Annotated in this window: 14 protein-coding genes and 1 tRNA gene; 9 read left to right on the forward strand and 6 right to left on the reverse strand. The window is 53.0% G+C overall.

Annotation, left to right across the window (positions count from 1 at the left end):
* Nucleotides 1–462 carry a MarR family winged helix-turn-helix transcriptional regulator gene (locus tag D9N13_RS17050; RefSeq protein WP_290592513.1) on the forward strand — a complete coding sequence of 154 codons (462 nt, stop codon included), beginning with the start codon at nt 1–3 and terminating at the stop codon, nt 460–462.
* A 56-nt stretch (nt 463–518) separates the two neighbouring features.
* On the opposite strand, the gene D9N13_RS17055 is transcribed toward D9N13_RS17050, so the two are convergent.
* From D9N13_RS17055 to D9N13_RS17070, 4 genes are all read right to left on the reverse strand, one after another.
* Nucleotides 519–1,175: a glutathione S-transferase family protein gene (locus tag D9N13_RS17055; RefSeq protein ID WP_290592515.1), complete on the reverse strand. Its 657-nt coding sequence runs from the start codon at nt 1,173–1,175 to the stop codon at nt 519–521.
* 76 nt (nt 1,176–1,251) lie between these two features.
* Complete coding sequence (locus tag D9N13_RS17060) at nt 1,252–2,019, reverse strand: hypothetical protein (RefSeq protein ID WP_290592517.1); 768 nt, start codon at nt 2,017–2,019, stop codon at nt 1,252–1,254.
* A 117-nt stretch (nt 2,020–2,136) separates the two neighbouring features.
* Complete coding sequence (locus D9N13_RS17065) at nt 2,137–2,448, reverse strand: DUF962 domain-containing protein (RefSeq protein WP_290592519.1); 312 nt, start codon at nt 2,446–2,448, stop codon at nt 2,137–2,139.
* 109 nt (nt 2,449–2,557) lie between these two features.
* Nucleotides 2,558–3,634 (reverse strand): SMP-30/gluconolactonase/LRE family protein, encoded by a 1,077-nt coding sequence (locus D9N13_RS17070; RefSeq protein WP_290592521.1) that lies wholly within the window; start codon nt 3,632–3,634, stop codon nt 2,558–2,560.
* Between the two features lie 187 nt (nt 3,635–3,821).
* On the opposite strand from D9N13_RS17070, the gene D9N13_RS17075 reads away from it, so the two are divergent.
* Together D9N13_RS17075 and nfi are read left to right on the forward strand one after the other, a co-directional pair.
* Nucleotides 3,822–3,897: transfer RNA gene (locus tag D9N13_RS17075), tRNA-Glu, on the forward strand.
* A gap of 112 nt (nt 3,898–4,009) precedes the next feature.
* Nucleotides 4,010–4,675: a deoxyribonuclease V gene (gene nfi, locus D9N13_RS17080; RefSeq protein ID WP_290592523.1), complete on the forward strand. Its 666-nt coding sequence runs from the start codon at nt 4,010–4,012 to the stop codon at nt 4,673–4,675.
* A 6-nt stretch (nt 4,676–4,681) separates the two neighbouring features.
* On the opposite strand, the gene D9N13_RS17085 is transcribed toward nfi, so the two are convergent.
* Nucleotides 4,682–5,389: a glutamine amidotransferase gene (locus D9N13_RS17085; RefSeq protein ID WP_290592525.1), complete on the reverse strand. Its 708-nt coding sequence runs from the start codon at nt 5,387–5,389 to the stop codon at nt 4,682–4,684.
* An 82-nt stretch (nt 5,390–5,471) separates the two neighbouring features.
* On the opposite strand from D9N13_RS17085, the gene D9N13_RS17090 reads away from it, so the two are divergent.
* The 3 genes from D9N13_RS17090 to D9N13_RS17100 all read left to right on the forward strand — a co-directional run bounded on the left by D9N13_RS17090 (nt 5,472) and on the right by D9N13_RS17100 (nt 9,595).
* Nucleotides 5,472–7,259, forward strand: coding sequence for an ABCB family ABC transporter ATP-binding protein/permease (locus tag D9N13_RS17090; RefSeq protein WP_290592527.1), 1,788 nt, complete (start codon nt 5,472–5,474; stop codon nt 7,257–7,259).
* A gap of 5 nt (nt 7,260–7,264) precedes the next feature.
* Nucleotides 7,265–8,020, forward strand: a complete 756-nt coding sequence (locus D9N13_RS17095; protein WP_290592529.1) for a helix-turn-helix domain-containing protein — start codon at nt 7,265–7,267, stop codon at nt 8,018–8,020.
* Nucleotides 8,021–8,119: 99 nt separating this feature from the next.
* A complete protein-coding gene (locus D9N13_RS17100) occupies nt 8,120–9,595 on the forward strand; it encodes an amidase (protein WP_290592531.1) in 1,476 nt (491 codons plus the stop codon).
* A gap of 89 nt (nt 9,596–9,684) precedes the next feature.
* Here the strand turns inward: D9N13_RS17100 and D9N13_RS17105 are convergent, their stop codons facing one another.
* Nucleotides 9,685–11,277 carry an aldehyde dehydrogenase family protein gene (locus D9N13_RS17105; protein WP_290592533.1) on the reverse strand — a complete coding sequence of 531 codons (1,593 nt, stop codon included), beginning with the start codon at nt 11,275–11,277 and terminating at the stop codon, nt 9,685–9,687.
* 306 nt (nt 11,278–11,583) lie between these two features.
* Between D9N13_RS17105 and D9N13_RS17110 the strand changes: the two genes are divergently transcribed.
* From D9N13_RS17110 to D9N13_RS17120, 3 genes are read left to right on the forward strand one after another with little or no spacing between them, the layout of a single operon-like run.
* Entirely contained in the window at nt 11,584–13,203 is a 1,620-nt protein-coding gene (locus D9N13_RS17110; protein WP_290592535.1) for an FAD-binding dehydrogenase, read from the forward strand.
* A 29-nt stretch (nt 13,204–13,232) separates the two neighbouring features.
* Entirely contained in the window at nt 13,233–14,969 is a 1,737-nt protein-coding gene (locus tag D9N13_RS17115; RefSeq protein ID WP_290592537.1) for a thiamine pyrophosphate-binding protein, read from the forward strand.
* A gap of 5 nt (nt 14,970–14,974) precedes the next feature.
* A complete protein-coding gene (locus D9N13_RS17120) occupies nt 14,975–15,883 on the forward strand; it encodes a hypothetical protein (RefSeq protein WP_290592539.1) in 909 nt (302 codons plus the stop codon).
* The last annotated feature ends 2 nt before the right edge of the window (nt 15,884–15,885 follow it).

Here is a 15,885-nt window from a genome sequence, read left to right on the forward strand (position 1 = left end):
TTGACGGCGCTCAATGATCTGGACGAAGCCCTGCAACTGGATAATCAGTTTTGCTTCGTTCTCTATGCGCTTTCCCGCAAAATAATCGCCCAGTACCGGCCTTTACTCAATGAGTTGGGCCTGACTTACCCTCAGTATCTGGTGATGCTGGTGTTGTGGGAATCTCTGCCCGATGCGCAATTTCCCCAGGGGGTTGCCGTAAAGTTCATCGGCGAACGGCTGAAGCTTGATAGCGGCACCCTCACGCCACTGTTGAAACGTCTGGAGAGCAATGGCTTGATCCACCGGGAACGGGCCAGCCATGACGAACGAGAGGTGCTCATACGATTGTCATTGGATGGCATCGAACTCAAGGAGCGTGCTCGGGTGGTGCCGTTGCAATTGTTGTGCAACTTGCCGATAACACCCAATCAGTTGTTGGCGTTGCGCGAGCAATTGCGGCTGTTGCTGGATGAAGGCTGACTCTGAGTCGGCCTGGAGCGGCGCTGGAGTCAGCCTGGAGTGGCGCTGGGGCTGTCCTAACGGTGCAGAACTTTGTCAATGAATGCGGTTTCCCGGGTAATCATTGGGGCGATGCTGGGGCGTCCATGCAAGCGCTCCACATAGGCTGCCGCCTTGGGCCAGCGTCCAGAATCGATACACTCATCACCGTAGCTATAGTTGACAAACTGTGAAGCAATGGCAATGTCGGCGACGGTAAAGCGGTCACCGACAATGAATTCGTTGTCCTGAATGCTTTCTTCCAGATAGTCCAGCAACGGCGGCAGTTTTACCTGCAGACATTTCTCCACAAAGGCATCGTCACATTCCTTGCGCATCATTTTCATCAGCACCCGGTTTCGGAACACGCCAAAGGTCGTATTCGGTGCCAGTTCGTAATCTGCGAACTTTTCAAACCATTGCACTTTTGCCTGCAAATAGGGATCTTCATAGCTCAACGGATGGGCGGGATATTTGCGCTCCAGGTAGGAGAGTATGACAGCGGAATCGGCCAGCACATTATCGCCATCCTTAAGGGCTGGAATCCGTCCAAAGGGGCTTAGTTCGTGAAAGTTTTCCGGAAGTTTGGCGGGGTCAATCTGGATTTGTTCGTAGGGAATCTGTTTCTCCGTCAAAGCAATGCAGACTTTGCGAACAAAAGGGGAGAGCGATGCTCCGTAAACCGTTAATGTCATTGTTTTATCCTCTGGTGATGGTTTGGTCGAGGATTAACGCATTGCCCTGTTATTTCAAGGGTGAGTAAAGACAGCTTCAGAAATATTTTTTCTTCCAGGCGTCTTCTTCTTCAATCAGTTCATTGATTGCCTGATTGAGCTCATTGGGTTCGTCTGCTGTGCTTACCACTGCATGCCCGGCCTCTTCCCTCAGTTGATTAATGATGGCCGTTACCTGTTCTATGCGTTCGCTGAAATTACCCTTTTTGTTGCGTTTCTTCATTTCAGTCAGTGCTTTCTCATAGTTCAGTATGGCCATCTTGGGTTTTTGTTCCTGGCGGGCAGTTTCGGCCTGATGCAGCAAGTGATTGAGGTTGGCATCAAGGTAACTGCTTTGCAGGAATGCCAGATGGGTGCGGGCTTCAGCCACAGTAATGATCTTGTTTTGGGCAAAGGTTTCAATGATTTTACTCAAATCCTGTAACAGGGTGCGGATCTGAGAGGCTTCTTCGGGGCTTTTGATCTGCGGTTTGACTTGCTTGGCGGTGGAGCCCGTTACTTCCGCAATGTGCTCGTTGGTGGCATCCAGTTTCTTGCGGAATTTGTCGTTGCTGGGAGCCAGCTCTTTCAGCCGCTCCATCCGCTTTTTGATTTGACCCAGCAGCAGCAACTGGATGTCTTTTCCCAGGTAGGCAGGAGGAATGGAGTCGAGCAGGCGTTGCAAGCGAAACGCAAAGTCAGAAATATTGGCAATCAACAGAGCCCGTTGCCGCCGCTGCTGCTCAATGCTGTGGCTGATGTAAAACAGGCCGATAAGCCCTGCACCGCCCACGATGGACAGTATAACGATCAGTTCTGATGACATGGTTTGTCCTTTGCCGGTTGGCCTTCCTATCCTGTTAAGTGTAGACCTAAATTCTTGATTCAGGTCCAGGAATGGTCACAGGCCCGGATTTGCAGCTAAACCTGTTTAGGTTAGTTTTTAAAAGCGAATCTTTCCGGTAAGGATATCTTTGTACATAACCCAGTCACCCATGAAGCTGTACCAGGGGTAAGTGAAGGTGGCTGGTTTGTTTTTCTCAAAGAAGAAATGCCCCACCCAAGCAAATCCGTAACCCACTACGGGCAACAATAGCAGGTAGCCCCAGCTGGCCGTGGTAACGCTATAGGCGAGCAATAACAAGACCAGGGTACTGCCCACAAAGTGCAGTCGGCGACAGGTTACATTGCTGTGCTCCGCCAGATAAAATGGGTAGAAATTTTCAAAAGAATCATATTGTTTGGCTTCGGACATGATGTTTCCTCATGTTTGGACTGATCTCAGATTACCCCAGCCCTCCGTGACTCTCCAGAGGTGTAACCAAGGGTTCCTAGAGTTGGTTTGCTTATTACGTTTTGACAGATCAGGGTGTGGGTCTGAGCTGTGCTGATACTACGCCGATGCCTTTCCCGGTCAGCGTTCCCAAATACAGCAGGTTGTTGACTTCCTGTACCGAAGTTATGAACGGAAAATCGTCTCCTTCCGGATCGTGCAGGCTGCGCAGCACATTGCCCTGTTCATCCAGCTCTACAATCAGGCCATAGGGCGCGGGTTTGGGCCTGGCGGAATCCGGCAGCCTGGCGACGATGTCTTTCAGAAAGGGCCAGGGATGCATGAAGTCAGCCTGAGGATTGCGTACGGTGGGTAACGCGAGCCAGAAAGTGCCTCGTCCGCTGCTGGAAATGCCGTCCGGAAACCCCGGCAGCCTGTCGATAAAAATATCGGACTGACCTTGTTTGGGCCCGCTGATCCAGTATCGGGTCACCCGGTAGCGGTAAGTTTCATTGACCAGCACAAAATCCTGCTTACTGGATAGGGCCACACCGTTGGCAAAATACAGCTCATCCAACACTGTGCGAGCCTGGCCGGTTTCCGGGTTAAATGCAATCAGGCGGCCCCAGGGGCGGGCTTCCAGCATGTCCAGCACATAGTGATGCTGGTCGTACTTGATGCTGGCATCGGTAAAATATATTGTGCCGTCGTCGGCGATTTCCAGATCATCCGCGAACACCAGTGGAATGCCGTCCACTTCAGTGAGCAGAGTTGTCAGTTCGCCATTGGGTGCAAGTGACAGCAGGCCTTTGAAAGCATCGCAAATGATCAGATTGCCCCTGCTATCCCAGTGCAGGCCCAGTGGCCGACCCTGCGTGTGCGCCAGGGTTTCGGTGTTACCATCAGGGCTGACCCGGATGATCCGGCCGTCTGCGGTGGCGCCGTATACACGCCCCTGGGGGTCCACATCCACATCCTCCGCCCCCAGCACGGATTGTGCCGCCAGTATGTTGATGTCATCCAACAGCCGGTTCACGGCAAGCGGGCCGGCCATCGCCATCGATGGTGCCGGATTATAGGCGGCAGCATCAATGGGGGAGGGAATCAGGGTGAGGCCAGCGGCCAGTAGCAGGCAGATTATCAGTACCGCCATCATCAGTTTTTTCATTCTTGTTATTCCTCGTTTCTGGTTCCAGCATGCTAGCGAAGTGCGTACCGAAATGCGAATGATCCACCCACACTGTGCAGCTGTTTGATTCGGCAGAGGATTATGAATTAATTGGAAAAAATTGCTTGACGAGGTTAGGGTTCGTCCATAAAATGCGCGCCTCAACACACGACGAAGTGTTGTTTGCGTCCCCTTCGTCTAGTGGCCTAGGACACCGCCCTTTCACGGCGGTAACAGGGGTTCGAGTCCCCTAGGGGACGCCACTATTCGATAAAAAGCAGGCTTAGGCCTGCTTTTTTTGTGCGCGATACTCTGGTATCGGTCAACGGGTATCGGGTATCGGTTAACGGGCCGCAGATAGGTGAAGGAGGTAACATGCAGCATCACGCCTGGGATTTATCGCCTAAAGATGCCATTGCCCTGCAGCAGAGCTGGCGGGGTCGGATCATCACTGATGATTGCTTCGGCGAGATAACCACGGTGGCGGGTGTGGATGTGGGTTTTGAGGATCAGAACCGCATCACCCGGGCAGCCATTGTGGTACTGCGTTATCCTGAACTGAAACCCATCGATTCCGCCCTCGTTAAACTCCCCACATCCTATCCGTATATTCCCGGTTTGCTTTCTTTTCGTGAAATGCCCGCCATATTGAAAGCCTATGAACAGTTGCGGATAACACCGGATTTGTTGTTGTGCGACGGTCAGGGAATTGCTCACCCGCGGCGCTTTGGTATTGCCTGTCATCTGGGATTGTGGCTGGATAAACCGGCCATTGGCGTCGGCAAAACCCGGTTAGTGGGCACCTATGAGGAACCTGCGGATAAAAAAGGCGCCTGGTCGCCGTTGCAGGACAGGGGTGACACCATCGGGGCTGTGGTGCGCAGCCGACAGGGCGTGAAGCCCATTTTTATCTCACCCGGACACCGCATCAGTCTTGTGTCATCGGTGGATTGGGCGATGCGTTGCGTTTCCCGTTACAAGTTGCCGGAAACCACCCGTTACGCCCATAACCTGGCCTCCCATAATCAATACGTCGGGTAACGACGTCTAGTCACACAGGTCCACAAAGCGTTGAACCAGATGGTGATTGGCGTCAGCATGATCCACCGCAGCCAGCAGGCCTTTAACCGGTATTTGGGCCGCCATCAGCTTTTCGTACGCTTCAAAGATATAGCCACGCATGATGTCGGCGGTGAATTCCGGATGAAACTGGACGCTCCAGGCACGGCTGCCCACCCGATAGGCTTGATGGGGTTCATACTGATTGCTGGCCAGCAGGGTTGCGCCCGGTGGTAGTTTCAAGGCGCTTTGAGCATGGGTGACCTGGGCGCTGAATGTTGCGGGCAACGCACTTAACAGCAGGTCTTCTTTACCTGCCTGGGTAAGATTTATGGCTACTGTACCGATTTCACGCCCCTTGGGGTGCCAGCCGGCTTCTCCCCCCAGTGCCTCTGCCAACAATTGGTGGCCATAGCATACTGCCAGCACAGGGCGCTCCTGTTCTACCATCTGCATTAACCATGGTTTCAGATTTTCACTCCAGGGCGCTTTTTCGGTCACCATGGCAGGGGAGCCGGTAACAATAAAACCATCGCAGGCGTCGGTTGGTGGAGGCTTTACTCCACCCGCCACGTCGTATGTAGTAAAGTGCGCGTGGCCCACGGAATCCTGGAACCAGGTTTCGAAGTCTCCAAAGATGCTGCGTAGGCGGGGGTGTGTGGTGCCGGTTTTGATAATACCGATTCTGGAGCTCATTGGGATTACATTCCATACTGAAGCAATGTTGTTTCGGATTTTATAGCAAGAAAACTCTGTTTGGGGAAACCAAGGTTAGCGTATGCATGACAATATGTACGGTAATGTACAGCGTGGCGATGTGGATTGGGCTGTACTGGGCAAATTGTTGCCTTACCTTTGGCAGTTTCGTGTTCGGGTCGGTCTGGCTTTAAGCCTGTTGGTGCTGGCCAAAATTGCCAACGTGGGGGTGCCGGTTTCACTCAAGCACATTGTGGATTCCCTCGATCAATCGCTGGCAACGCAGGCCATTGCGGTACCGGTTACCATGGTGGTGGCCTACGGGCTGTTACGCTTCAGCAGTGTGGCATTTGGCGAGCTGCGTGATGCTGTCTTTGGGCGTGTGGCGGAGCGCACCCTGTCGCGCTTGGGTCTGACGGTATTCGAACACCTGCATCGCCTGGATCTGGAATACCATCTCAGCCGCAAAACCGGTGGCCTGTCCCGGGATATTGAACGTGGTACCAGTGGGGTCTCGTTTTTACTGCGTTCACTGGTGTTCAGTGTGGTGCCAATCCTGGTTGAGGTGGCGTTGGTGATCGCTGTATTTGCTGTGCAGTTCGATCTGGTGTTCGTCTGGATTACGTTGTTTGCAGTCGTGGTGTATATTTTGTTTTCTGTGGTGGTGACCAACTGGCGCACCGCCTATGTACGTGACGCTAATTTGAAAGACAGCAAGGCCAATACCCGAGCCATCGATAGCCTGCTCAACTATGAAACCGTCAAATATTTTAATAACGAACACTATGAAGCCCGACTTTATGCCGGAAATTTGCTGGAGCGTGAGCAGGCCAAGGTCAAAAACCATTTGAGCTTGGCGGCGTTGAATTCTGGTCAGGCGCTGATCATTGCCGCCAGCATCGCCGTGATGATGTTGATTGCAGCAGGCCAGGTCAAAGATAGCATCATGACTTTGGGTGATCTGGCGATGATCAATGCACTCATGATCCAGGTGTTTATACCGCTTAACGCCCTGGGGTTTGTGTACAGAGAAATGAAGCGCGCTCTTGCTGATGTGGAGGGTATGTTTGCGATTCTGGAGTTGACCCCTGCAATAAACGATAGGGCGGATGCCGAGCAATTGCCTGCTGCTGCCGATGGCATTGAGTTTGATAACGTGAGTTTTGCTTACCATCCTGAACGGCCGATTCTGCGTCATGTTTCATTCCGGGTTCCGGCGGGTAAGAAAGTCGCGATCGTCGGTCCCAGCGGGGCGGGAAAATCCACCATCGCCCGTTTGTTGTTTCGGTTCTATGAAGTCAATGAGGGTAGTATTTCTATTGGCGGTCATAAGATACAGAAACTTACCCAGGATAGTTTGCGCGCGGCCATTGGCGTGGTGCCTCAGGATACCGTATTGTTTAATGATACCCTGCGGGAAAACGTCCGCTATGGCCGGCCTGATGCCAGTGAACAGGCGATTCTTGCTGCTTCCGAGCATGCCATGCTGACGGAGTTCATCAGCAAATTACCGAAAGGCTACGATACGCTGGTGGGCGAGAGAGGTTTGAAAGTGTCTGGTGGCGAAAAGCAGCGCATCGCCATCGCCAGGGCTTTATTGAAAGGGCCACGCATTTTTTTGTTTGACGAGGCCACTTCTTCGCTGGATTCGCATACGGAACAGGCAATCAACCAGTCGTTGCAAACCATAGCGCGTAACCATACCACTTTGGTGATCGCCCATCGTCTGTCCACGGTGGTGGATTGTGATGAAATCATCGTTTTGGAGGAGGGCCGCATTGTGGAGCGTGGCAGCCACCGTCAATTGTTGGAGCAATCCGGTCGTTACAAAGAAATGTGGCAGGTACAGATGCAATCGGACAGAGGCTAGCTGACATGGCGCAGACAACGGCGTTGATTGATGCCTTAAAACAGGTGTTAAAAGAGCAATCCATTACCTACCGACAGGTGGCGGAACATCTGGACATGTCTCTGGCCAGTGTCAAACGGCTGTTTTCCGAGAAACAGTTTTCCCTGAAGCGACTGGATAGTGTATGTGAAATGGCAGGTGTGGAAATCACTGATCTGGCACGCAGGGTGGAGCAGGGCAGGCACATCAGTCAACTCACCCTGGAGCAGGAAGAGCAACTGGTCGTGGATGAACGACTATTGATCGTGGCTGTGTCCGCCGTCAATAAATGGTCGTACCAGGAGATTCTTGCGGCTTACGAGTTCACTGAAACGGAGTTGATTCAATGTTTGGCAAAACTGGATCGCATGAAGTTGATCGATCTGATGCCCGGTAACCGGATCAAGCCGTTGGTCACGGCGGATTTTCAGTGGCACCGGAACGGCCCAATTCAGCGCTTCTTTGAAAGCCAGGTACAACAGGATTTTTTTAAGAGCCGTTTTAACGGGCCCGGCGAGATTCGCTTGTTTGTCACGGGTATGCTCGCCAAATCTTCCAATTCAGTGATGCAGCAGAAGCTCGAACGCCTGGCGGTGGATTTTCGTCGCCTCCACCAAGAGGATCTGGCCAAACCGCTGTCGGAGCGGTTTGGTACCAGCATGGTGGTGGCGATGCGGCCTTGGGAGTTGGCCATGTTTGTGCGGCATCGGCGCCCGGGCAGTAAAAAAGTGTATTCCGATTGAATTGAATGCCCGCGGTATGGGCTGGGAATTTAATCAGGGGTAAGGTAACCTCCCGGTAACCATTTATTCAGAGTTTACAGTCAACATGGGGATGCTTTTGTGACGACAGAGTGGGCCTATTACAGTGCCAAACAACTACTCCAGGAAATGGCCGGGGGCAAGCTGAGCAGCCGGGCATTGCTCGATTACTACATCAAACGTATCGAGCACCTGAATCCACAGCTGAATGCCGTGGTGGCCACTGACTACTCTGCGGCCCGGGCCCGGGCCGATGCCGCTGACAAGGCGCGCGCAGAGGGTAAAAGCTGGGGTGTGCTGCATGGTCTGCCGATGACGGTTAAGGATACTTATGAGGTGGTTGGTATGCCCTGTGTGGCCGGTGCGCCGGCACTGAAGGATCACCTGCCGAAGAAGAATGCGGTCGCTGTAAGCCACTTGGAAGCGGCAGGAGCCATCATCTTTGGCAAAACCAATGTGCCGCTGTTTGCTTCGGATCTGCAAAGTTATAACAAGGTTTATGGCACCACCAACAATCCATGGAATACGCAATGCACACCAGGTGGTTCCTCCGGTGGTGCGGCTGCGGCCCTGGCAGCAGGATTTACGTCCATTGAGTTGGGCTCGGATATTGGCGGCTCCATCAGAACGCCGGCCCATTTTTGTGGGGTGTTCGGGCACAAAACAACCCATGGTATCGTTTCTCTGCGCGGCCATATTCCAGGCCCGCCCGGGGTGGTGAGCGAGACGGATCTGGCGGTTGCAGGGCCCATGGCCCGTAGTGCCGATGATTTGCAGTTGTTGCTGGACGTGGTGGGTGGGCCTTCACCCTTGATGCAACCTGGCTGGCACTTAAAGTTGCCGGCACCGAAACCGCGTAAGTTGCAGGATTTCCGGGTTTTATTCTGGTTTGATGATCCGCTCTGCCCAATCGCCAGTGATATGCGGGCGGTCTATGATGAATTGAAACTTAAGCTGCAAGACCAGGGGGTAACCGTTACTACCGGGTCCCCGTTGAATATGAATCTGGAAACCTTCTATCCCACCTATCTCAACTTGTTAGGGGGGGTGCTGGGTGCGTCCCATAAAAAGCTTGAGCGAACCGCCATGGGATTTGCCGCGCCGATTCTGCAAAAATTGGCGGCGCGTTTTGAGTTACCCAAGCTGTTTGAGAATTATCTGATTGGGGCCAGTCAGTCCCATGTGGACTGGTTGCGTTTCAATGAAAGACGCAATCGATTGCGGGAGAAGTTCCAGCGTGTTTTCGAGGAATACGATGTGGTGCTGTGTCCCAACAACATGACCACTTCGTTCCGCCACCAGCAACAGCAGGAGATCTTCATGCGCAAGATCCCGGTTGATGGCAAGCCAAGAAACTATACCGATATGTTTATGTGGATTGCACCGGCCACCGTATTGGGATTGCCTGCAACCAGTGCGCCGGTGGGGATAACGAAAGACGGCTTGCCGGTTAATGTTCAGATCATCGGTGGAGCCTATCAGGATAAAACCACCATCCGTTTTGCCAAATGTCTGGAAAAAGCGGGCTTTGTATTTCATAGCCCACCCAACTACTGAACGCGTTTTTGCGACCCGTTGCAAACCAAAAAGGCCCGAATGTTTCGGGCCTTTTTGGTTGTTTGCCTCGGCGTCTGATTGCGAAGCGGCTACACCTTCCAGCGCGTCATCATTTTCTTCACCAGATGGGGTGCGGCACCCAATGCACTGCCGATGAATTCCTTGGCATCCCGTGGGTACATCATGCGTTGCGCTTTCAACAATGTGTTGTAGGTGGTTTCATCGAAAGGGTACCACCACAGATTGCGTTTCATGGGCAGTATGTCCCAGTTGATGGCTTTGGCATGAGTCATTTCCAGCAAGCCTTCATGGCCGTGGGTACGCCCCAGCCCGGAGTGCTTCCAGCCGCCCCAGGGCATCTCTGAAAGTCCGTGGGTATACAGGTGGTCGTTGATGGTGGTGACACCGGATTCCAGCATGGCAGCAATGCGCTTGCCCCGGGCCAGGTCGCGGGTCCAGATTGAGGAGGTGAGAGCCAGGTGTGATTCATTGGCAAGTTCAACGGCTTCTTCTTCCGTGGCGAACGTCATCACCGGTATGACCGGGCCAAAGGTTTCGTCGTTGACCAGCAACATGTCATTGGTGGTACCGGACAACAGTGTGGCCGGGTGAAAATAACCATTCTGGGGTCCAACGGGCTGCGATTGAGCTTCAATCTTCGCCCCTTTCTGTAACGCATCTTCCATATGCTGTTCAACGGTGTTCAGCTGTCCACGAGTGGTGAGCGATCCCATATCCACATCAAATGACTGACCCACACCATGGCGCATGGCTTTGGTTTTTTCACGCATCAGATCCATGAACGGTTGGTAGATGGACTCATGCACATAAACCCGTTCAACACCACCGCACGACTGGCCCGCATTCTGGAATCCGGCCCAGGCCGCACCGTTGGCGGCGCGCTCCAGATCTGCATCTTCAAACACCAGCATGGGATCGTTGCCACCCAATTCCAGTGACAGGGGGGTTAATGTCTGTGCCGCCTGCTCCATTAATTGTTTGCCTACGGGCACAGAACCGGTGAAAAAGATCTTGTCGATACTGTTGTCAAAAAATGCCTGGGACACTGCACCACCGGAGCCCACGATCTGCTGAAACAAGCCTTTTGGCAGGTGACCTGCCTCAACGATACGGTTGATGGCTTCACCTACCAGGGGAGTTGCAGCCGCGACTTTTAGGATAATGGCGTTGCCCGCCATAAGCCCCATGATCACTTCACCAAAGGGTATGGACAGTGGATAATTCCAGGGGCTGATGATGCCCACAACACCCAGTGGTTTGCGTTGAATGACGGTGCGTTTATTGATAAACAGGGGGCTGTCGATGGGGAGTTTTTTCTCTTTCAGGACTTTCTCTGCGTGTTTGCCATACCAGTCACAGGCCAGGGTACAAGGGAGTACTTCGGTCGCCAGCGCATCCACCAGGGTTTTGCCGTTGCTCTTACTGACCACTTCCGACAATTCCTCGGCGTTTGCCACAATGTAATCTCGCATCAAGCGCAGGGCACGGGCACGTTCTTTGAAAGAGCGTCGAGCCCAGATTTTTTGTGCTGCGCGGGCATGGGCAAAAATTTCAGGTAATTTGTTCAAGTCGGTGTTGGGCACCTGGCCGATTTCTTCCCCGGTGGCTGGGTTGTAGGCTATGGTTAGGCCAGGCTCTTGGATGTCTTGGGGTGCAGTCATTGGGTTTCAACCTCTGAAAGAAAATCGCTGATGTGCCGGGTGCGGCTGGTTTTATTGTCTATCTGTTATTTATCTATCTGTTATTTGTCTATAAGTCACCTTCATTAATTTCCCATTTTACGAGAAGCGGACGCTGCGGGCAAACGTCGCTTCGTGACGCTTTGTATACCTCTATTAACGCTTTGATATAAAGGATTTAAGTGGAATTGCCGTCTACCTGACAGTGCTGGATACAGAGCCTGGTATAGACTGGGAGTAATGAACCAGAGGCATGGGTGGTAGGCATGGGTGGTAAAGGAGAGCAGCATGGCTGGGGCGGCTGAAACCGATATAGTGATCGTGGGCGGGGGGATCGCCGGCATCGTGGCCGGGTTGGAGTTACTGGACACGGGTCGGCAGGTGTGGATTGTGGATCGGGATGAGGCGTCGGCATTCGGGGGGTTGGCGAAAGAGGCATTCGGCGGTATGGCCTTGTGCGGAACGCCGCTGCAGCGTTTGAACGGAATAAAAGATAGCCCGCAGCTGATGTTCCGGGACTGGCTCTCGATCGCGGATTTCTCGGCGGAGGATCACTGGCCGCGCTACTGGGCAGAAGCCTATTGTTATCGTAATTATCCTGATGTCTATCAGTGGCTTAAGTCTCTTGGTGTGGGTTACTTTCCCGCGGTGAACTGGGTGGAACGGGGCGAATTCAGGCCGGGTAATTCGGTGCCGCGGTACCACATAATCTGGGGAACCGGTTGGCAGCTGGTGCGCTTGCTGGAGGCTAGACTGCGTAGTCACAAAAACCGGGCAAACCTGAATCTGAGCTTCCGCCACCGTGTTGAACGGCTGGTGACGACGGACCGGAAAATCACCGGTATTGAAGGGGTAAACGAAGAAACCGCTGAGCCATTCAGTATCAAGGCCGGTGTGGTGGTGGTGGCCAGCGGAGGCATAAACGGCAATCTGGAAAAAGTACGGCAACACTGGCCAGACACCTGGGGCAAAGCGCCTGCCAAATTATTGAATGGATCACACCGCTACGCCGATGGCACCTTACACACGGCAGCAGAGCAAGTGGGTGCCAGCGTCACCCATCTGGACTGGCAGTGGAATTATGCCGCCGGAATACACCACCCAGAGCCCCGGCTGCCTGAACACGGATTGAGTCTTATTCCTCCCAGGTCGGCTTTGTGGATGGATGCCCGGGGTCGGCGGGTAGGCCCCCATCCTCTGATCACCGGCTTCGATACTCACGGCCTGTGTCAGCGCATCAGCCATTTGCCCCACGGTTACACCTGGCAGGTTATGAACCGCAAGATTGCCCATAAGGAAATTTCCATATCCGGGTCGGAACACAATACAGCGTTCAAATACCGGCGGCCGGTGAAATTCCTGAAAGAAATTCTGCTGGGCAATGACAACCTTTACGATTACCTTGTTAATCAATGCCTGGATGTAATTACGGCCGATTCGTTGGAGGAGCTGGGTGCCAAGATGAATGCCATGGATCCGGATGTTACCGTTGACGTAAAAGGCATGATTCGGGATGTACAGCAGTACGATCAAATGATCGAGCTGGGTACGGCGTTTCATAACGACGATCAGTTGCGGCGCATAGAACACCTGAGGCACTGGAAGGGCGATAAGGTCAGGACCCTCAAGCACCAGAAAATAGATGATCCCGATGCTTATCCGCTGGTGGCAATACGTGAGTTCATGATCAGTCGCAAGAGCATGGGCGGTCTACAGACGGACAGTCACTGCAGAGTTCTGGACATTGCCGGAGAACCGATTACCAATTTATACGCGGTGGGTGAAGCGGCTGGTTTCGGTGGTGGCGGAGCCAACGGCAAGCGATCACTGGAAGGCACCTTTCTCTCGTTGTGTGTGCTGACCGGCCGGGTGGCGGCTGGCTCCATTGCAGGAAAAAACAACCCCTAGCGACAGCAATAAAAACAGGTGGCGGTACTATGAAAAAAACAGGAGCCTGGTTGGCTCGATATGCCCTGGAACAGCTTGGCGTGCGCTATACCTTCGGCATACCCGGCGTACATAACACCGAGTTGTATGATGAGCTTAACAGTTCTGAGACCATCCAGCCGGTTCTGGTAACGCATGAGGCCGGGGCAGCGTTTATGGCGGATGCCATCAGCCGTACCTCGGATTCCATCGGTACGTTGGTCATTGTACCGGCGGCAGGGGCGGCTTATGCCTCAGCAGGCATTGGCGAAGCATATCTGGATGGGATTCCCATGCTGGTGATTTCCGGTGGCATTCGCACCGATGTGCCTTACACCTATCAGTTGCATGAAATGGACCAGCAGAATTTTCTCGCCGAGATTACCAAGCAGACCTGGAAGGTCGATAGCCACGCAGAAATTATTCCTACGCTATACGAGGCATTCCGGGTGGCCAACGAGGGGGAGCCCGGCCCGGTTTTTGTGGAAATTCCAGTGAACCTTCAACTTTTTTCAGGAGAGGTGGAACATCTTCCTGTGTATCAGCCGGATTATAGTCCGGGCCAACTGGTTGAATCCGCCGCCATAGAGAAGGCGGTCAATCTGTTATCCAGGGCGAAACGGCCAGGTATTTTTGTCGGTTGGGGCGCCCGCAATGGGTTGTCCTGGGTGCGTGAGATTGCCGAGTTTCTGAATGCGCCGGTCTGTACCACGCTGCAGGGTTTAAGCGCGTTCCCGGCTAACCACCCCCTGCACACCGGAATGGGGTTTGGCAACTATGCCGTACCGGCTGCCGCCAATGCCTTTAAGGACTGTGACTGTATGCTGGCGGTGGGCACCCGTTTTGGCGAAATTGCCACCGGCAGTTTTGGCGTCAAGCCACCGCAGAATCTGATCCATATCGATATCAATCCAATGGTGTTCGATGCCAATTTCCCTGCCCAGGTGGCCATTGAAGGGGATGCCGCTTATGTGCTGGAGAAAGTTTGGGATGTTTTACAGCGTCAGCCTGAGCCAGTTAACTTGCGCAGCGGTATTCGTGAACAAATACAGAAAGACAAACATGAGTATGCTGCCGCGTGGCTGCAGCACGACAGCCAGGACAGGGTCAATCCATTTCATTTTTTCAGGGGGCTGCGCAATACCCTGGAAGATGAGGATGTACTGGTGGTTGATGATGGCAATCATACTTTTCTGGCGGCAGAGCTGATGCCGATTCACCGGCCGGGATGCTTTATTTCACCCACTGACTTTAACTGCATGGGATACGCAGTACCTGCCGCCATAGGCGTTAAACTCGCTAATCCCGATAAACACGTAGCCGCGGTGGTGGGGGATGGGGCATTCACCATGACCTGCATGGAAATTCTCACGGCTGCCAGCCAAAATCTGGGAATTGTTTTTTTTGTGTTTCATGATGGTGAACTGTCTCAAATATCACAGGCCCAGGAGATACCCTATAACCGTAAGACCTGTACAGTGCTGGGGAACCTTGATGTGGCCGGTGTGGCCAAGGCCACAGGCGCCCGATTTCTGGCGCTGGAGAGAAACGTTGATGTGGATCAGGTAATGAGTAAAGCCTGGTCGCTGGCTGACGATAATGTACCGGTTATCGTCGATGTTAAAATTGACTATTCCAAGCGAACGAGGTTCACTGAAGGTATAGTGGTAACCAACCTCAAGCGTTTCAATCTCGGCACCAAGGCTCGCTTTATTGGTCGGGCACTGGTACGCAAAGTGACAGGATAATAAACATGGCTGATCTCAGCAGCGACTATTGCGGGTTAACTCTGGCGAATCCATTTATTGCTTCCGCCTCACCGTTAACAGCCGAATTGACTTCCGTTAAGCAGCTGCAACAAAAGGGCGCAGCTGCGGTGATTTTACCTTCACTTTTTGAGGAATCCGTGGCGCGGTCGGGGTCTGTGCTGAATGAATATGCGGACAAAATAAAATCCTATAAAGATGCCCTGGATATTCCGGTGATTGCCAGCCTGAACGGGATCACGGAGGGGGGCTGGCTTGAGCATGCTGCCTGTTTGGAACAAGCCGGCTGTGATGCAATAGAATTAAACATCTATTACATTGCAGCCAGCGTAAAGGAATCCAGCGATCAGATTGAAAGGCGTTACATCGATCTGGTTTACAAGCTCCGGGCTCAGATCGGCGTTCCCATTTCAGTAAAACTTACCCACCAATTTTCTTCGGTGGCTCATTTGGTTAAGCGGCTGGAAGACACCGGAGTCAACGGGGCGGTGCTATTCAATCGGTTCTATCTGCCGGATATAGATGTTGAGAGCATGACGGTTATGCCCTCGTTACAGTTAAGTAACTCCAATGAAGCCTTGCTGCGAATCCGATGGATCGGGTTGTTGCGGGATCAGGTTGCGTTGTCCCTGTCCGCCACGGGTGGTATGCATACAATTGATGATGCTTTAAAGGCATTGTTGGTGGGGGCGGATTCGATTCAGTTATGCAGTGTGTTGTTTGAGAAAGGTATAGATGAAATCGGTCACCTGAGAGACCGGTTGGAACAGTGGTTGGAGGATAATGACCACCCCGGAGTGGCAGCGATCAAGGGCTTGATGAGCTATGGCCGGGTTGCGGATCCATCCGCGTTTGAGCGGGCGAATTATCTTCAGGTACTGGAGGAGAACAGCTGAGG

Origin of the sequence: Ketobacter sp. GenoA1 (assembly GCF_003671475.1) — a bacterium.
In the GTDB taxonomy this organism is placed as follows: domain Bacteria; phylum Pseudomonadota; class Gammaproteobacteria; order Pseudomonadales; family Ketobacteraceae; genus Ketobacter.